Source organism: Enterobacter cloacae complex sp. HYC033_NIDB, from assembly GCF_056673335.1.
Map to the genome: position 1 here is coordinate 106,196 of NZ_CP115125.1, position 18,758 is coordinate 124,953.

Consider the following 18,758-nt stretch of genomic DNA (forward strand, 5'->3'; position numbering starts at 1 on the left):
TCTCCATCATGAAAATTAAAGGATTTACTGGACGCCTTATCATCAGCCTGATTGTCGCCTCACCGGTGCTTTACTGGCGCGGGAATATCGTTGATGAAACAACCCGCATCGATGTGTTTTTTATGGCGCTGATGGTTGTGCTTTTCGTGGCGGGAGTTCTGCTGGCGTGGCTGTTAAACCCGCTTTTCAAACGATAACCGACCTGCTTCGGGATAAGGAAGGTTCCAGTGAAAAAGAGAAAGACAGCGTTAGCGCTGCTGCTTCTTGGCAGCGTTTTTACCGCCACAGGAAAAGATGCCGGCTGGCAGTGGTACAACGAAACGCGCAGAACGCCGGAGGACGACAAATCCTCTTCAACACAGCCTCAGCAGGCCTCGCCGGACATCATGGAGAAGCTTGCCACGCTTCAGCAGGCCACGAAGCGCGCCATGTACGAGGCCATTCTGTATCCGGGCGTGGAGAACTTTACCCGCTACTTCCGCCTGCAGAACTACTGGACGCAGCAGGCCGGGCTGTTCTCGATGAGCGCCAAAAAAGCCATGCTCGAGCACCCCGAACTGGACTACAACCTGCAGCACAGCCACTACAACGGTACCGTGCGCAACCAGCTGGCGGCGGACTTTGCCGACCAGCGCCGCGCCATTGAAACGCTGGCTCAGCACTATGGCGTGATGTTCTTCTACCGCGGACAGGACCCGATCGACGGCCAGCTGGTTCAGGTCATTAAAAACTTCCGCGAAACGTATCACCTCAGCGTCATTCCGGTTTCCGTGGACGGTATCGTGAATCCACTCCTGCCGGATACCCGAATGGACGGTGGACAGGCCAGCCGGCTGGGTATTCGTTACTTCCCGGCGCTGATGCTGGCCGACCCTAAAAGCGGGGCGGTCAAACCCGTCTCGTATGGCTTTATCAGCCAGGATGACCTGGCGAAGCAGTTCCTCAACGTTTCCACAGATTTTGCCCCCAACTTTTAATACAGGAAGAGTTCGCATGCGCAAATTCCGTTTTCGCCTGCCTGAGTTCGACGTGCCCGGATTATGGGTGCTGAGCCTCGGGATATGGTTTCACATTGTTTCCCGCCTGGTCCGGCGCGAGCCGGAGATGGCCATTCTTCTGGCGCAGATAATCGGCGTATCGATGGCGCTCTGGGGGGGCTACCGCATCATCAACCGCTGGATTGATGCCGCCCGTGAGGCCGAAAAGGCCCGTGATGCCGGAGGATGCCGACATGAACCTTAGACATACCGTGTTTACCGTGGCGCTCATGTCCCTCTGCCTGGCCACACAGGCTTCCACAATGGACGAGATCAAATCGTTATGGCATCCACAGGGGGCGCGAACGTCGGGATCTCTGCCAACATCCCCGGAAGACCCTGAAGTTAAGCCACTTCCGGCGAAGCCGCCGGTCTGGTACCGCCTCAGCAACGGCCGCCAGATCAATCTGGCCGACTGGAAGGTCGTGCTGTTTATGCAGGGACACTGCCCGTACTGCCACCAGTTTGATCCGGTCCTGAAGTCGCTGTCGGCACGGGTGGGGTTTGGGGTGATGGCCTACACCATCGACGGTCAGGGGGATGCGTCCTTTCCCGATGCGTTGCCCGCGCCGCCGGAGGTGATGAAAACCTTTTTCCCTAACCTGCCCGTGGCCACGCCAACCACCTTTCTCGTCAACGTAAACACCCTTGAAGCCCTGCCCCTGCTGCAGGGCGCGACCGACGAACAGGGCTTTATGGCCCGCATGGATACGGTCCTTCAGATGCGTGGAGTGGGTAACAATGGCTGATCAGAACAATGCAGAGGAACACGACATGATGACCTCCGGAATGCTTCAGAGAGCTACGACGCCAGAGTTAATCGCGCTCAGGGCACGGAAAGAGGACGCACGGTTCGGCGTTTATGCTGAGTGGGCGGGCATTTTGCTCATTGCCGGCGTGCTGTCGCGCGTCTTTATGACATACGTTTTCAATGCCTGCGTCGGCGACTGGCTCAGGGACGGTCACCTGCAGCTGAAAGATTTGTGGAACGTGTTGATGTACGCCATTCCACTGATATTTATCGCGCTGAGCGGCGGGCTTGCCGTTGCAGGTGGCGTTTATGCAATCCTGAACTCGCTTTATACGAAAGGGCAAATGTTCATACTAAAACGAAAAATGGGAAAACTCGCCCTGCAGGCGAGTCGGGAGGGTGCCGATGTTCGTCCGTAAACCTCTCTCCATACTGTGTGGCCTCCTTCTTGCGTGTTCAGCGAGCGTGAGTGCCGACGTGAACAGTGACATGAACACCTTCTTTAATAAGCTGGGCTTTGCGTCCAACACCAGCCAGCCACAGGTCTGGCAGGGCCAGGCCGCGGGCTACGCCACGGGCGGCTCACTCTACGCGCGCACGCAGGTGAAAACCGTCCAGCTTATCTCCATGACGCTGCCCGACATCAACGCCGGCTGCGGCGGCATCGATGCCTATCTGGGCTCCTTCAGCTTTATTAACAGCGATCAGTTGCAGCGTTTCGCCAAGCAGATTATGTCCAATGCGGCCGGATACTTCTTCGATCTGGCGCTGCAGACCACGGTACCGGAAATCAAGACCGCTAAAGACTTCCTGCAGAAGATGGCCAGCGACATTAACAGCATGAACCTCAGCTCCTGCCAGGCGGCGCAGGGGATTGTCGGCGGTCTGTTTCCGCGCACTCAGGTCTCCCAGCAGAAGGTCTGCCAGGACATTGCCGGTGAGAGCAACATGTTTGCCGACTGGGCGGCATCCCGCCAGGGCTGCACGGTGGGGGGAAGCATGGATAAGGTCCGTGATAAGGCCAGTGATAAGGATAAAGAGCGCATAACGAAGAATATCAATGTCATCTGGAATGCGCTCGGAAAGAACCGCATGTTTGACGGGAATAAAGAGCTTAAGGAGTTCATCATGACCCTGACCGGAACAATGGTCTTTGATGAGAAGGGTAATATAACCCCGCTTCCGGCAAGAACGACCGATCGCGACCTTATTCGGGCCATGATGGAGGGGGGGACTGCACGGGTGTATCACTGTAATGACAGCGATAAATGTCTGAAGGTGGTTGCCGATGCTAATGTCACGATCAGCCAGAAAAATGCACTGAAAAATCAGATAAAAGACATCCTTTCCAGCATTCAGAATAAAGCCGTTGCCGATCTAAAGTTAACCGAGAAAGAGAAGGGATTTATCACAAGTACTACCATCCCGGTCTTCAAGTACCTGGTTGATCCACAGATGCTGGGGGTTTCTAACAGCCTCGTTTATCAGCTAACCGATTACATCGGCTACGACATTCTTCTCCAGTACATCCAGGAGCTGGTCCAGCAGGCCCGTGCAATGGTGGCAACGGGAAACTATGACCAGGCGGTTATCGACAGCATCAATAATAACCTCAACGAAGCCACGCGGCAGATAGCCTCCTTCCAGGCACAGGTGCAGGTACAGCAGGATGCGCTTTTGGTTGTTGACCGCCAGATGAGCTACATGCGCCAGCAGGTCTCGGCACGCATGCTGCAGCGCTACCAGAACAACTATCACTTCGGGGGGGCGCGCTGATGCAGGAAATCTATGTCATCGCGGGCGGCGACTGGCTGACGCAGACGCTGAATGCCATCGTCACGTTCATGTCGACGGAGAACTGGGTTGTTATTCGGCGTATTGCGACGGCTTTCTCTGTGCTGGTTGTAGCCATTTCGTGGATACGACGGCACAACATCATGGATATGCTGGGCTGGGCAGGCGTCATTGTGCTGATGTCGCTGCTGGTCAGTGTTCGCACCTCCGTACAAATAATCGATATCAGTAATCAGACAAAGGTCTATAAAGTCGATAACGTGCCCGTCGGGCTGGCACTGCCTGCATCGCTGACCACCAAAATCGGATATGCCCTTGTTCAGGGGTATGAAATGGTCTTTTCACAGCCCGACAGCATCACCTACAGCAAAACCGGCATGATATTTGGGGCGAATCTGGTTTCACGCAGTACGGACTTTTTATCACAGAACCCAGAGATAACTACGATATTCACGGACTATGTGCAGAACTGCGTGATGGGCGATATTTTCCTGAACGGAAAATATACCATGGAAGATCTAATGAACAGTGCAGACCCGTATACGCTGATTTTCTCAAAGCCGAGTCCGCTGAGGGGGGTATTCAACAACAATAATCAGTTTTTAACCTGTGAAGAAGCCGCTGCGGTAATTAAGCCAAAGCTTGCCCTGGATACTCAGACCGGAGGAAAAACATGGAGTTACTACGTGCGTCAGCTTTTTGGCGGACGTCCGAATCCTGACATTTTGTTCAGCCAGATGATCGGGGACAGCTATAACTATTTCTATGGTGCTGGTCAGAGCGCCGCGTCGATTGTCCGTCAGAATGTGACGATGAACGCTTTGCGAAATGGCATCATGAGCTATGCAGCCCGCAACGGTGACACCTCAAGCCTGCTGAATATCGCCACTACGTCATCGATGGAGAAGCAGCGGCTGGCGCATGCGACGGTCGGTCAGGTGGCATTACGCTCACTACCTATGTCTCAGACGTTGATTGTCGGTCTGACCATCGGAATATTCCCCCTGATGGTGCTGGGCGGGATGTTTAACGCCGTCACCCTTAATGTGCTGAAGGGGTACGTGCTGGCTATCATGTGGGTGCAGAGCTGGCCACTGCTTTACGCCATCCTCAACAGCTGCATGACCTTCTATGCGAAGGCCAACGGTTCACCAGTGGTTCTCTCGGAGTTGTCACAGGTGCAGATAAAATACTCAGACCTCGCTACCACGGCAGGCTATCTGTCGATGCTTATCCCGCCACTGGCATGGGGAATGCTGAAGGGACTGGGGGCGGGGTTCTCAAATCTCTACAGCCATCTGGCCTCTTCCGCTATCAGCCCTGCAGCCACTGCTGCCTCTGGTGCTGTTGATGGTAACTACTCTTACGCTAACATGCAGACAGAAAATGTGAGTGGTTTTAACTGGAATACCAATAGCTCAACAGTATTTGGACAAATGAGCCAACAGTTGGCTAACGGAGCCAGTTCGACGCAAATGCGTGATGGTAGTGTAGTGACAGATTCCAGTGGTGCTACGTCACGTATTCCTATGAGTATCAACATGACTCGTCAGATTGCAACCGCACAGCAGGCAATGGCCCGCGAGGCACAAACCCAGTCAGAGAGTGCATTGCATGGATATAACAGTAGTTTGAGTAGCGCATGGAATACGCTTAGTCAGTTTGGCTCAAACCGTGGTAGCAGTAATTCAATGACCAGTGGCGCAGACAGCACTATGAGTGCTCAGGATTCTATGATGGCCAGCAGGATGCGCAGCGCAGTAGAAAGCTATGCGAAAGGGCATAATATTAGTAATGAACAGGCCACTCAAGAGTTAGCGTCAAGGAGCACCAGAGCGTCACTCGGATTGTATGGTGATGCACATGCTAAAGGAAGTATGGGGCTGAATGTGCTGGGTACCGGAGGAGGGGTAGGGTTTCAGGCAGGAGTTAAGGCGGGAGTTGATTTTTCCGATGACGATATGCACCAAGCAACAAATAGCTCTCGAGCTAGCCATGATGCTCGACATGATATGGATGCTAAAGCAACCCAGGACTTTAAGGAGGCGAGTGATTACTTTACTAGCCGTAAAGTCAGTGAATCTGGGAGCCATACGGACAATAATGCGGCTTCCCGAGCAGATCAACTTTCGGCATCGTTGAACTCAGCAAAACAGAGCTATGATCAGTACACCACAAGTCAGGCTCGTAGCCATGAATATGCTGAAATGGCGTCTCGTACAGAAAGTATGAGTGGTCAAATGAGCGAGGATCTAAATCAGCAGTTTGCCCAGTATGTCCGTAAACATGCACCTCAAGATGCAGATACATTGCTTACTAATACCAGCTCAGCAGAAATCGCAGGAAAACGTCGGGAACTGGCTTGGGGATTTGTTCAGGAGCAGGTACAACCGAGCGTTGATGCATCATATTCAGCAGCTAAAGGAAATGTTGGCCATGGTATGGGGGCCATTTCTGGTGGCGGTGGAAATAGCGATGTTAGTGCCGATCACCAGTCTCATCAGGCTACTATCGAACAACGTACACAGGACAGCGGAATTCAGAATAATGTAAAAGACCAAGTTGATAATATGCTCACAACATCGAGAGAGAATATAGCCGATACTAAAGGAGGAATACGCGATGAAGAAGGCAGCATAAATAAACAGTATTCTGATCTGCAAAAACATCATAATTCAGAGCAATCTTCGCAAATGAATACGTATAATAAGGAAAAGGAGTCTCAAGAACGAGTGCCGGGGGCTGACAGTCCTGAAGAACTGATGAAGAAGGCAAAAAAATATCAAGATAAACATAAGCAGTAACAGGATGCCAGAGAGGGTGCGATGAGAAATCTGCTTCAGATATTCATGGTAGTGTTGTTTCAGTCTATTGCTTGTTATCTGGCTGGATGGTTAGTTACGGAGGTGGTATTCATTGGTGCAACTGTGCTCTTATGGCAAGGATTGTTCATCTATTTGTTTTATAAAATATCTAAGAATAAAGGCAGTGTTGAACCCTACACATACAACAGGGTAGTTTGGTATGTGATAATGCCTATATGTTCACTGGCTCCTCCTCTTGTTACTTTTTTTGTATTCATTGTGGGTACATTGATGGATTTATATAAGGTTAGCGGGTGTATAAGCATCAAAGAGTGGCTTGAAAAAAACAAGGTAGATGGCGCCCACTCTATAAATAATGACTTTGAATCCGTGGACTTTGATAATGTTAATTATAATCCGGAAAGTAATTATCCAATGGGTTGGAAGCGTTAGATTGAGTTGTAGGATTTCATAGTCAGTTTCATGGTTGTGTATGGATATAATATTTAGTTTTATGGAGGTAAACAATGCGAGTGTTCTATGGGATGTTGGGAGTTTTTGTTTTCCTGTCGTGTACCTTGAGTGTAAGGGCTAGCGACGACTACTACACTAACTTAAAAAAAGATGCGAATTCTGGAAACGCATTAGCTCAATATAAGCTAGGTGCAATGTATTTGGTCGTATCTGGTGATTATAAAAAAGCTTTTTATTGGACTAATAAGTCGGCGATTCAGGGTAATTCAGATGCCCAAAATAACCTAGGTCTGCTCTATTATTATGGGCAAGGTGTTGATAAAAATATAAAAAAAGCAGGCTATTGGTGGGGGAAGGCAGCAGATGCAGGGAATGCATCTGCTCAGAATGACTTGGCAATGCTTTATAAAAATGGATTATTGAAAGATGCCCGTTGTGATAAAATAATGGATTTGCTTAACTCCTCAGCTCAAAAAGATTTTGAGTTGGCATATTTGAATATTGGAAACCTGTATTCTACAGGTGAGTGTGTTAATAGGGATATGCACGAGGCGGTGATCTGGTGGGAGAAAGCATCCATTAAAAATAACGGACAGGCTGAGTTTAATTTGGCAGGGGCTTATATGAGAGGTGATGGTGTATTTCCAGGTTCTGGAATGGCAGATATCTATTTGAAAAAATCATGCTCACATGGATATGCAGGAGCGTGTGATTTACTTAAAAAATAACATTCATTATTAATAATCTCCCCGCCTTTAGTTAAATGATGTCATCCTAGTGTTTTGTAACGGATGACATTAAATCAATTGCTTTCTGAAATCATGGTCGCTATACATATAGACCAACCTCTATGAGGCTAATATGAGTTTTAATGCTAAGGATATGACCCAGGGCGGTCAGATCGCGAGCATGCGTATCCGTATGTTCAGTCAAATTGCCAATATCATCGTGTACTGTCTCGTCATTCTCTTCGGCATCATTGTCGCGATTACGCTGTCGGTTAAACTGACCTGGCAGACGTTCGTGAACGGCATGGTTTATTACTGGTGTCAGACGCTGGCCCCCATGCGCGATATTTTTAAATCCCAGCCTGTCTATACCATCCGTTATTACGGCCATGAGCTGAAGTACAACGCGCAGCAAATACTGCAGGACAAATATATCCAGTGGTGCGCCGACCAGGTCTGGACGGCCTTTATTCTTGCTGCCATCATCGCGGCCGTGGTGTGCGTTATTACCTTCTTTGTCACCACCTGGATTCTGGGCCATCAGGGTAAGCAGCAGAGTGAGGACGAGATAACGGGAGGGCGCCAGCTGACTGACGACCCGAAAGCGGTGGCGAAAATGCTCAGGCGCGACGGTCTCGCATCCGACATCAAAATCGGTGAGCTGCCGCTTATTAAGGACTCGGAGATCCAGAACTTCTGTCTGCACGGTACCGTCGGGGCCGGTAAATCAGAAGTTATCCGCCGTCTGATGAACTACGCCCGCCAGCGTGGCGATATGGTCATCGTGTATGACCGCTCCTGTGAGTTCGTCAAAAGCTACTATGATCCGGCCACAGATAAAATCCTTAACCCGCTGGATGCGCGCTGCGCTGCATGGGACCTGTGGCGGGAGTGCCTGACGCAGCCTGACTTCGACAACGTTTCCAACACGCTTATTCCTATGGGCACGAAGGAAGACCCCTTCTGGCAGGGGTCGGGACGTACCATCTTTGCCGAAGCCGCATATCTGATGCGCAACGACAAGGACCGCAGCTACAGCAAGCTGGTCGACACGCTGCTTTCCATCAAGATTGAGAAGCTGCGCTCGTACCTGAAAAACTCCCCGGCGGCGAACCTGGTGGAAGAGAAAATCGAGAAAACGGCCATCTCCATCCGCGCCGTGCTGACCAACTACGTCAAGGCTATCCGCTACCTGCAGGGCATCGAAAATAACGGCGAGTCATTCACCATACGCGACTGGATGCGCGGCGTTCGTGAGGATGGTAAAAACGGCTGGCTGTTTATCTCCTCCAATGCTGACACCCACGCTTCCCTCAAGCCGGTTATCTCCATGTGGTTGTCCATCGCCATTCGCGGGCTGCTGGCGATGGGGGAAAACCGTAACCGCCGCGTGTGGATCTTCGCCGACGAGCTGCCTACCCTGCACAAGCTGCCGGACCTGGTTGAGATCCTGCCGGAGGCGCGTAAGTTTGGCGGCTGCTACGTCATTGGCATTCAGTCCTACGCCCAGCTGGAAGATATTTACGGGCAGAAGCCGGCGGAAACGCTGTTCGACGTGCTGAACACCCGTGCCTTCTTCCGCTCGCCGTCGCGCAATATCGCCGAGTTCGCCGCTGGCGAAATCGGTGAAAAAGAAATCCTCAAGGCGTCCGAGCAGTATTCCTACGGTGTGGACCCGGTACGCGACGGTACCTCGGTCGGCAAGGACATGGAGCGCGTCACCCTGGTGAGTTACTCCGACGTCCAGACGTTGCCGGATCTCTCCTGCTACGTCACGCTTCCCGGACCTTATCCTGCCGTGAAAATGGCGCTGAAGTATCAGCAGCGTCCAAAGGTGGCACCGGAATTCATTCCGCGCACCATCGACGGGAAAGCGGAGGAACGCCTGAATGCCGCGCTGGCTGCACGTGAACATGAATCCCGCAGCATCGCCATGCTCTTTGAACCGGATGCCGATGTTGTCGCGCCAGAGGGCGGTGCGGAGAATGTTGGTCAGCCACAGCAGCCACAGCAGCCACAGCAGCCACAGCAGCCACAGCAGCCACAGCAGCCACAGCAGCCACAGCAACTGACGCCCGCGCCCCGCGCTGCAGACGCGGCATCCGTAGCAGGTGCGGCAGGCGCCGGCGGTGTGGAGCCTGAGCTGAAGACAAAGGCGGAAGAGGCAGAGCAGCTGCCGCCCGGCATCAGTGAAAGCGGTGAAGTAGTGGATATGGCGGCATGGGAGGCGTGGCAGGCGGAGCAGGACGAACTGTCTCCTCAGGAGAGGCAGCGTCGTGAAGAAGTGAACATCAACGTTCACCGGGCGCCTGAAAAGGATCTTGAGCCGGGAGGATACATCTGATGATGAGCATCGGATCGGTAAAATCCGCCGGCAGCGCGGGCAATTATTACACCGACAAGGACAACTACTACGTTATCGGTAGTATGGGCGAGCGCTGGGCCGGAAAAGGGGCTGAAGCGCTGGGGCTCAGCGGCGGGGTGGACCAGAAGGTCTTTACGAAGGTTCTGGAGGGACGCCTGCCGGACGGCAGCGACCTCAGCCGGACTCAGGACGGGGCGAACAAACACCGTCCGGGCTACGACTTCACCTTCTCTGCGCCCAAAAGTGTCTCCGTGATGGCCATGCTGGGAGGCGACAAGCGTCTTATTGAGGCACACAACCGCGCGGTGGAGACCGCCATTAAGCAGATAGAGGCAATGGCCTCCACGCGGGTTATGACGGAGGGCAGGAGCGAGACGCAGCTGACCGGCAACCTGGTGATGGCGCTGTTTAACCACGATACCAGCCGCGACCAGGAGCCGCAGCTGCACACCCACGCGGTGGTGGCCAATGCCACTCAGCATGGCGATGAGTGGCGAACGCTCAGCAGCGACAAAGTGGGTAAAACCGGGTTTATTGAGAATATCTACGCCAACCAGATTGCCTTTGGCCGCCTGTATCGTGCCGCGCTGAAGGATGACGTCGCGGCGATGGGCTATGAGACTGAGACGGTCGGCAAACACGGCATGTGGGAGCTGAAGGGCGTACCGACGGAGCCGTATTCCAGCCGCAGCAGGACCATCAGCGAGGCGGTCGGGGATGACGCGTCCCTGAAGTCCCGCGACGTGGCGGCGCTCGATACCCGCCAGTCGAAGCAGAAGGTTGACCCCGAACAGCGCATGGCCGAGTGGATGCATACCCTGAAAGAGACGGGGTTTGACATTAAAGCCTACCGTGAGGCGGCAGACCTGCGGGTTGTGCAGGGGAATATTCCCGCAACGACGCCTGAAGCCATTGATATTAACAGCAGCGTCGGGCAGGCCATCGCGATGCTGAGCGACCGGCGGGCGCGGTTCACGTATTCCGAACTGCTGGCCACCACCCTCGGGCAGCTGCCCGCGCGGTCGGGCATGGTGGAGATGGCGCGTGACGGCATCGATGCGGCGATAAAAAATGAGCAGCTCATCCCGCTGGATAAAGAGAAGGGGCTGTTTACCTCGAACATCCACGTGCTGGATGAGCTGTCGGTGTCGGCGATGACCCGCGATTTACAGCGGACGGGGCAGGCCGACATTTTTCCGGATAAAAGCGTGCCCCGCAGCCGGTCATACAGCGATGCCGTGAGTGTCCTGGCCCAGGACCGTCCGCCGGTGGCGATCATTTCGGGTCAGGGCGGGGCGGCCGGCCAGCGTGAGCGCGTGGCGGAGCTGACGATGATGGCGCGCGAACAGGGGCGTGACGTGCAGATTATCGCCGCCGACAGGCGTTCGCGCAGCGCCCTTATGCAGGATGAGCGCCTCAGCGGCGAGCATATCACCGACAGGCGGGGGCTGACGGAGGGCATGGCCTTTACGCCCGGCAGCACGCTGATTGTGGACCAGGGGGAGAAGCTGACCCTGAAAGAAACGCTCACGCTGCTCGACGGTGCGCTGCGCCATAACGTCCAGCTGCTGATTGCCGACAGCGGCCAGCGCACCGGGACCGGCAGCGCCCTCACCGTCATGAAGGAAGCGGGAGTGAGCACGCTCGCGTGGCAGGGCGGTGAGAAGACGCAGGTCTCGGTTATCAGCGAGCCTGACCGGCGGCAGCGGTATGACCGCCTGGCCGCTGACTTTGCCCGAAGCGTCCGCGCAGGTGAACACAGCGTGGCGCAGGTCACCGGTCCGCGCGAGCAGGCGGTGCTCGCAGGCGTAGTCCGCGAGGCGCTTAAGGCGGAAAAGGTGCTGGGCGAGCGGGAGGTCAGTATCACCACGCTGGAGCCGGTCTGGCTCGACAGCCGCCATCAGCAGGTGCGCGACCACTACCGGGAGGGGATGGTCATGGAGCGCTGGAATGCCGAAGAGCGCAGCCGGGAACGCTTTGTCATTGACCGCGTGACGGGCCGCAACAACAGCCTGACGCTGCGCAACGCCCAGGGTGAGACGCGGGTGACCCGCCTGTCTGAACTCAACAGCAGCTGGTCGCTGTACCGCACCGGCACGCTGCAGGTGGCCGAAGGCGACCGTCTGGCAGTGCTGGGTCAGGCGCAGGGGACGCGGCTCAGGGGAGGCGATACGGTGACCGTTAAGGCGCTCGGGGAGGCGGGGCTCGTCGTCAGCCTGCCGGGGCGTAAGGCGGACGTGGTCCTGCCCGCCGGCGACAGCCCGTTTACCGCCGCGAAGGTGGTTCAAGGCTGGGTGGAGTCGCCGGGCCGCTCGGTGAGCGACAGCGCCACGGTTTTTGCCTCGCTGTCGCAGCGCGAGCTGGATAACACCACGCTGAACAAACTGGCGCTCAGCGGCCGGGCGGTGCGGCTCTATTCCGCGCAGACGGCGCAGAAAACGACGGAGAAGCTGTCGCGTCAGTCTGCCTGGAGCGTCGTGTCCGAACAGATTAAGGATGCGGCGGGGCATGACAGGCTCGATGATGCCCTGGCGCACCAGAAGGCCGGTCTGCACACGCCGGAGCAGCAGGCTATCCATCTGGCCATTCCGGTGCTGGAGGGGAACGGCCTGGCGTTCACGAAGCCGCAACTGATGGCCGCCGCGAAAGAATTTGAGCAGGACAGCCTCAGCCTGCAGGCCATCGAAAAGGAAGCGGACCGTCAGGTGCGCAGCGGCGACCTGCTGTCGGTGCCGGTATCGCCGGGAAACGGCCTGCAGCTGCTGGTCTCACGCCAGTCGTACAACGCTGAAAAAAGCATTATCCGCCACGTCCTTGAGGGAAAGGAGGCCGTCACCCCGCTGATGGATAAGGTTCCGGACGCGCAGCTGGCGGGCCTGACCGACGGGCAGCGGAACGCCACGCGCATGATACTTGAATCCCCCGACCGCTTTACCCTGGTGCAGGGCTACGCCGGGGTGGGTAAAACCACCCAGTTCCGGGCAGTCATGTCGGCCATCGGCACGCTGCCGGAACGGGAGCAGCCGCGCGTTATCGGCGTGGCCCCCACCCACCGGGCGGTGAGCGAGATGCGCGATGCGGGCGTGCCTGAAACGCAGACGCTGGCGGCCTTTATTCACGACACGCAGCAGCAGCTGCGCGGCGGCGAACGAACGGACTTCAGCAACGTGCTGTTTCTCGTGGATGAAAGCTCAATGGTCGGTAACGCCGACATGGCGAAGGCGTACAGCCTGATTGCCGGGGGCGGGGGGCGCGCGGTCTCCAGCGGGGATACCGACCAGCTGCAGTCCATTGCCCCGGGCCAGCCCTTCCGCCTGCTGCAGAAGCGCAGCGCCATTGACGTGGCGGTGATGCAGGAGATCGTCCGCCAGACGCCGGAACTAAAACCTGCCGTCTACAGCCTGATTAGCCGCGATATCGGCAGCGCCCTGACGACCATTGAGAGCGTGGTGCCGGCACAGGTGCCGCGCAGGGCGGATGCCTGGCAGCCGGACAGCTCCGTCATGGAGTTCAGCCGCGAACGGGAGGAGGCCATTGCGAAAGCCGTGGCGGCCGGCGACCTGATGCCCGGCGGGCAGCCCGCGACGCTGCTGGAGGCCATCGTGAAGGACTACACGGGGCGCACGTCAGAGGCGCAGGCGCAGACCATCGTTATCACCGCCCTGAACGCCGACCGCCGCCAGGTGAACGCCATGATTCATGACGCCCGTCAGGGTGCCGGCGAGGTGGGCGAAAAAGAGGTCACGCTGCCGGTTCTCACGCCTGCCAATATCCGCGACGGGGAGCTGCGGCGCATGGCAACGTGGGAGGCATCCCGCGACAGCCTGGTTCTGCTGGACAGCACCTATTACAGCATTGAGGCGCTGGACGGGGAGGCGCACCTGGTGATGCTGAAGGATGCGCAGGGCAACACCCGCAGCCTGTCGCCCGCGCAGGCGGCGACAGAGGGCGTCACGCTCTACCGTCAGGACACCATTACCGTGTCGGAAGGCGACCGGATGCGCTTTTCGAAAAGCGACAACGAGCGGGGCTTCGTGGCCAACAGCGTCTGGTCGGTCAGTGAGATAAAAGGTGACAGCGTCACGCTGTCGGACGGGAAACAGACCCGTACGCTCACGCCGTCAGCCGAGCAGGCAGAGCAGCACATCGACCTGGCCTATGCCGTCACCGTTGAAGGCTCACAGGGTACGAGCGAGCCCTTCTCCATCTCCCTGCAGGGTACGGACGGCGGACGTAAGCGGATGGTGAGCTTCGAGTCAGCCTACGTGGCGCTGAGCCGCATGAAGCAGCACGCGCAGGTCTATACCGACAACCGGGATAAGTGGGTGGCCGCGATGGAAAAATCGCAGGCGAAAAGTACGGCGCATGACATTCTGGAGCCGCGCGGCGACCGCGCCGTCGCGAATGCCGCCCGCCTGACGGCGACGGCAAAAGCGCTGGGTGAGGTGCCTGCCGGTCGCGCCGCGCTGCGCCAGGCCGGGCTGCAGCCCGAGGGCTCGATGGCGAAATATATCTCGCCGGGGCGTAAATACCCGCAGCCGCACGTGGCGCTCCCGGCCTTCGACCGCAACGGCAGGAAGGCGGGCGTCTGGCTGAGCGCCCTGACGTCCGGAGACGGGCAGCTTAAGGGGCTCGCTGGTGAAGGCCGGGTGATGGGCAGCGGGGACGCGGCGTTTGCGGGTCTGCAGGCCAGCCGTAACGGCGAGTCGCTGCTGGCGCGGGATATGGAAGAGGGCGTGCGGCTCGCGAGGGAGAATCCGCAGAGCGGCGTGGTGGTGCGGCTCGAAGGCGAGGCGCGACCGTGGAACCCCGGCGCCATTACCGGCGGTCGGGTCTGGGCCGACGGCCTGCCCGATGCCACTGGTACGCAGCCCGCAGAAACGGTGCCGCCGGAGGTGCTGGCACAGCAGGCCCGGGAGGCTGAGGTGCAGCGGGAGCTGGATAAGCGTGCCGAAGAGGCGGTCCGCGAGATGGCCCGCAGCGGCGACAGGCCGGCCGGAGGGGCTGACGTCGCCGTCCGGGATGTGGTGCGGGATATGGATCGGATAAAAGAAACGCCGGCATCTCCCCTCACGCTGCCGGATGCGCCGGAAGAACGCCGCCGGGATGAGGCGGTGTCTCAGGTGGTGCGCGAGAGCGTGCAGCGGGACCGCCTGCAGCAGATGGAGCGCGAAACGGTGCGAGACCTTGAGCGTGAAAAGACCCTGGGAGGCGACTGATATGCGCGCTGAAAACCATCCGCTCTTCCCCCTTGTGGTGGTGGCCGACTGCTGGCTGCAGCGTCTGCTTGTGTGGACGCCGGGCCAGACCGACCTTATCAAAACCGTGGCGCTGCTGCTGATGGTGGCCGACCACATCAGCATGCTGTGCGGACTGGATAATGACTGGCTGCGTCTTGCCGGTCGGGGAGCGTTTCCGCTCTTTGGCCTGGTCTGGGCCATGAACCTCGCCCGCCATCCGCAGATTCAGCAGCGCGCCCTGAACCGGCTCTGGATATGGGCCGGGGTGGCGCAGGGCGGCTGGATACTGGCCGGGCTGCGCCCGGACCTGGGCAATATTCTGTTTGCCTTTGCGGTCAGCGGACAGGCACTGGCGATGATGCAGCGGCACGGGCCGCGCACGTGGCCGCTCTCCCTGATGCTGGTTCTGGCCTGGCTGCCGTTTTCGGCGGGAAGCTACGGGCTGGCGGGGGTAGTGATGCTGATGCTGGCCTGCGGCGTATGTATGACGGGCCGGCGCACCACGCGCACGGGGCTGGCGCTGTGTCTGGCACTGGCGATACTCGCGCTGAATGCCGCGGACAGCCCCGCCTTTGCCATCGCGGGTCTGGTAATACCCGGCGTTACCCTGACGGTGCTGAGCCGGACCTGTTGCCGCGTGCCGAGGTTCTGGCCGCGCGAATTTTTCCCGCTGTTCTACGCGGTGCACCTTGCCGTCATCGGACTGATGGTGATGTGATATCTGCCGTGTCAGAATAGGGTCAGTCAGGGAGTATACGTGAAACAGATTTATCCGGAGGCAGGATGACAGAGCAGGGGCGCCCCACGCTGACGCTGCGCCGCAAAGCGGAGCCAGAAGGTCAGCGTGCCGTAAGCAACAGTGAACCGGACGGTGCGGGTCCGGGCCGGGTCACGCGTAAAAAGACCGTGGTGGTGAACACGACGCCTGCCTGGAAGGTCAGGAAGCAGGCGGTGGATGAGAGCGCGAAAAAGGCGCAGGCGGACGAGAAGGCCGCCAGAAAAGCAGAGAAAGCCCGGCAGTGGGCTGAGCGACAGGCCCAGGAGAGGGAGGCCATGCGGGCGGCCAGGCGCAAACCTGCCCCGGAACCGGTGTACCGGAAGGTCATGCCGCTTGCGGACGCGCTCGCGCTCCTGAAGCGTTGCTGGCCAGCCCTGGTGACGGACGGCCAGCCGCAGCTCCTGGCGGTCAACATCCGGGAGGCAATGGTCAATGACATTCGCCGGCGCGGGCTGGAGATTTCCGTGAAGACGCTGAAACGCTGCCTTGCCGCCGTCACCCGCTCGGATGCGTATCTGGGCGCCATGACGGTGGGCGCGTGGCGTAAAAACCTTGCCGGTGAACCGGTCGCAGCGGTGAGTGCGGAGGAGGCGACGTATGCCGTGGAGCGCAGGGCTCAGGAGCACGCTAAACGACAGCGCAGGGCGGTTAGAAGCGTCGCCACCCGTGCACGGAACGAACTGATAACAACCGAGAAGAGAAAAACACAGGATGAACATGAATAAAACCCTTTCAGTCATGCTTGCCGCAGGCCTTCTGGTCTCCGGCGTGGCGGGGGCAGCAGAGAAACCTGCCGTTGCCTTTACCCCGGAACAGGAAGCCCGCATTGGTGAAATCGCGAAAGACTACCTGCTGGCTCATCCGGAAGTGCTGGTTGAGGTCAGCCAGAAGCTGCAGGCCCAACAGCAGGAGAAGCAGCAGCAGGCGATGACGGCCGCCGTGGTTCAGAATCAGGCAGCGCTGCTGAACGATAAAGGCACACCATCATATGGTCCTGCTGATGCGAAAGTGACGGTCGTTGAATTCTTTGATTACCAGTGCATCTACTGTGCCCGCCTGGCGCCGGAACTGGAGAAGGTAATAAAAGCTAACCCGGACGTGCGCTTTGTGTTCAAGGAATTCCCGATATTTGGCCAGCGCTGGCCGGCGTCGCTCAGTGCGGCGAAAACCGGGCTTCAGATCTGGAAGCAGAAGGGGGCCGATGCTTACCTTAACTATCACAACGCGATTTACGCTACCGCCCACAACGAGGGTAAGCTGACCGATGCTGATATCAGCGCGGCCGCAAAAGCCGTGAAGTTCGATGCGAAAACAGCCCCAGATGTTCAGGGGACCCTGGATGGCATAAACACACTTGCGCAGCAGCTGGGCTTCAGCGGTACCCCGGCCCTGGTGGTTCTCCCGTCAGCCGGCGCCAGTGCTGATAACGTGACGGTTATTCCGGGATACACCAGCGCGGAGGCCCTGCAGCAGGCCATCAGTCATGCTGCCGGTGATACCAAAAAATAATCAGGCGTCCGCCAACTGATACCGCTAAAAGAGACTGACGCCTTCGCCGTGCTCAGTTGTCCAACCCCGGAGAAGGGTAAAAGCAAGTTTTCCCCGTCTCCGGCGTTTCTGGTTAACACATCCGAACAGTATTTCTGAGGTTATTTAATGCGTAAGTTCACCTTTCGCCAGCTGGCCGTGTCCGGTCTGGTATGTCTTTCGCTGAGCTGTATTCAGCCCGCAGCAGCGGCATCCTCCGTTCAGGTCGGCTTTTCACCTGAAGGCAGCGCGTTGCAGCTGGTCCTTAAGACGATTGAGTCAGCACAGCAGGAAATTCGGCTGATGGGCTACTCATTTACGTCTCCGGAGGTGGTTAGTGCGCTTGTCAGGGCAAAACGTCGTGGTGTGGATGTGAAGATAGTGCTTGATGAAAAGGGCAACCGGAGCAAAGCCAGCCAGGCGGCGATGAACATCGTGGTGAACGCGGGAATTCCGCTGCGCACCAACGGTCGCTACGCCATCATGCATGACAAAGTCATTATTGTTGATAATCATACAGTTGAGGCTGGTAGCTTTAACTACACTCGCTCTGCTGCATCGCGGAATAGCGAGAATGTGCTGGTTATTAATGAGGTGCCGGAAGTGGCACAAACCTACCTTCAGCACTGGCAGTCGCGCTGGGACGGAGGAACGGACTGGCATTCTTCATACTAAGTCGCATCGTCATTTGATCCGCAATCTACATCTATCCTGGTGAACCATGCGCCAACATGGCTCACACCTTCGCGTAAAGTTAAGTCGCTGATTTCAGATATCTGTAGTATTCTCTGCAAACGATCCAAGTTTGATCCTTGAGGAGGCAGAGATGTCGCAGATCGAAAATGCAGTAACTTCCTCATCGAAAGAAAAGCGTTCTTACCGAAAAGGTAAGCCGATGTCGGCGAGTGAAAGACAGCTTGCCGCGATTGCGCGTAAACGTGAAACACATAAAGAAGTGAAGGTTTTTGTTAAAAATCCTCTTAAAGATTGGATGATTACGATCTGTGAAGAGGAAGGGCTCACTCAAGCTCAGTTTATTGAGACCTTACTCGAACGTGAACTTTCTGAACGCGGCGTTCTCGATGTAAAGACTTCACATTCTTGAACGTTTTCTCATTGGATGCTAGATTACTGATCGTTTTAGTGAATTCTTGGTTGGCCACGCCATAAGGTGGCAGGGAACTGGTTCTGATGAGGTGTCTACCCGGGACCAGAAAAGCAAAAACCCCGATAATCTTCACCAGGTTTGGCGACTAAGAG

General features: G+C 56.9%; 16 protein-coding genes and 1 pseudogene. 16 read left to right on the forward strand and 1 reads right to left on the reverse strand.

Going from position 1 to position 18,758, the window contains the following annotated elements; all coding sequences use genetic code 11:
- Positions 1–8 precede the first annotated feature (8 nt).
- From trbE to O1721_RS25295, 16 genes are all read left to right on the forward strand, one after another.
- Entirely contained in the window at positions 9–197 is a 189-nt protein-coding gene (gene trbE / locus O1721_RS25220) for a conjugal transfer protein TrbE (protein ID WP_008324128.1), read from the forward strand.
- A 30-nt stretch (positions 198–227) separates the two neighbouring features.
- Positions 228–977, forward strand: a complete 750-nt coding sequence (gene traF, locus O1721_RS25225; protein WP_008324127.1) for a type-F conjugative transfer system pilin assembly protein TraF — start codon at positions 228–230, stop codon at positions 975–977.
- A gap of 16 nt (positions 978–993) precedes the next feature.
- The gene (gene traQ, locus O1721_RS25230) at positions 994–1,242 is read left to right on the forward strand and encodes a type-F conjugative transfer system pilin chaperone TraQ (RefSeq protein ID WP_008324126.1); all 249 of its coding nucleotides are present in this window, start codon (positions 994–996) and stop codon (positions 1,240–1,242) included.
- The gene (gene trbB, locus O1721_RS25235) at positions 1,232–1,786 is read left to right on the forward strand and encodes a type-F conjugative transfer system pilin assembly thiol-disulfide isomerase TrbB (protein WP_008324125.1); all 555 of its coding nucleotides are present in this window, start codon (positions 1,232–1,234) and stop codon (positions 1,784–1,786) included. The genes traQ and trbB overlap by 11 nt, the downstream gene beginning before the upstream one ends.
- On the forward strand, positions 1,779–2,207 hold the full coding sequence (locus tag O1721_RS25240; RefSeq protein ID WP_008324122.1) for a hypothetical protein: 429 nt from the start codon (positions 1,779–1,781) through the stop codon (positions 2,205–2,207). Before trbB ends, O1721_RS25240 begins: the two co-directional genes overlap by 8 nt.
- Positions 2,194–3,564 carry a conjugal transfer pilus assembly protein TraH gene (gene traH, locus O1721_RS25245; protein ID WP_016247527.1) on the forward strand — a complete coding sequence of 457 codons (1,371 nt, stop codon included), beginning with the start codon at positions 2,194–2,196 and terminating at the stop codon, positions 3,562–3,564. The genes O1721_RS25240 and traH overlap by 14 nt, the downstream gene beginning before the upstream one ends.
- Positions 3,564–6,386: a conjugal transfer mating-pair stabilization protein TraG gene (gene traG, locus O1721_RS25250; protein WP_008324119.1), complete on the forward strand. Its 2,823-nt coding sequence runs from the start codon at positions 3,564–3,566 to the stop codon at positions 6,384–6,386. Before traH ends, traG begins: the two co-directional genes overlap by 1 nt.
- A gap of 21 nt (positions 6,387–6,407) precedes the next feature.
- Positions 6,408–6,839: an entry exclusion protein gene (locus O1721_RS25255; protein WP_008324118.1), complete on the forward strand. Its 432-nt coding sequence runs from the start codon at positions 6,408–6,410 to the stop codon at positions 6,837–6,839.
- A 74-nt stretch (positions 6,840–6,913) separates the two neighbouring features.
- On the forward strand, positions 6,914–7,588 hold the full coding sequence (locus O1721_RS25260; RefSeq protein ID WP_008324909.1) for a tetratricopeptide repeat protein: 675 nt from the start codon (positions 6,914–6,916) through the stop codon (positions 7,586–7,588).
- A 133-nt stretch (positions 7,589–7,721) separates the two neighbouring features.
- Positions 7,722–9,932, forward strand: a complete 2,211-nt coding sequence (traD, locus tag O1721_RS25265; protein WP_022652256.1) for a type IV conjugative transfer system coupling protein TraD — start codon at positions 7,722–7,724, stop codon at positions 9,930–9,932.
- Complete coding sequence (gene traI, locus O1721_RS25270; protein WP_479953978.1) at positions 9,932–15,172, forward strand: conjugative transfer relaxase/helicase TraI; 5,241 nt, start codon at positions 9,932–9,934, stop codon at positions 15,170–15,172. Before traD ends, traI begins: the two co-directional genes overlap by 1 nt.
- Position 15,173: 1 nt before the next feature.
- The gene (gene traX, locus O1721_RS25275; protein ID WP_008324912.1) at positions 15,174–15,911 is read left to right on the forward strand and encodes a type-F conjugative transfer system pilin acetylase TraX; all 738 of its coding nucleotides are present in this window, start codon (positions 15,174–15,176) and stop codon (positions 15,909–15,911) included.
- Positions 15,912–15,976: 65 nt separating this feature from the next.
- Positions 15,977–16,696 carry a fertility inhibition protein FinO gene (locus O1721_RS25280; RefSeq protein ID WP_022652258.1) on the forward strand — a complete coding sequence of 240 codons (720 nt, stop codon included), beginning with the start codon at positions 15,977–15,979 and terminating at the stop codon, positions 16,694–16,696.
- Complete coding sequence (locus O1721_RS25285) at positions 16,689–17,480, forward strand: DsbA family protein (protein WP_008324924.1); 792 nt, start codon at positions 16,689–16,691, stop codon at positions 17,478–17,480. Before O1721_RS25280 ends, O1721_RS25285 begins: the two co-directional genes overlap by 8 nt.
- Before the next feature lie 147 nt (positions 17,481–17,627).
- Positions 17,628–18,173 carry a phospholipase D family nuclease gene (locus tag O1721_RS25290; protein WP_008324931.1) on the forward strand — a complete coding sequence of 182 codons (546 nt, stop codon included), beginning with the start codon at positions 17,628–17,630 and terminating at the stop codon, positions 18,171–18,173.
- A gap of 151 nt (positions 18,174–18,324) precedes the next feature.
- Entirely contained in the window at positions 18,325–18,603 is a 279-nt protein-coding gene (locus O1721_RS25295) for a replication regulatory protein RepA (protein ID WP_008324932.1), read from the forward strand.
- A 35-nt stretch (positions 18,604–18,638) separates the two neighbouring features.
- Here the strand turns inward: O1721_RS25295 and O1721_RS25300 are convergent.
- Positions 18,639–18,742 (reverse strand): annotated as a pseudogene (locus tag O1721_RS25300) (replication protein RepA).
- Between the last annotated feature and the right edge of the window lie 16 nt (positions 18,743–18,758).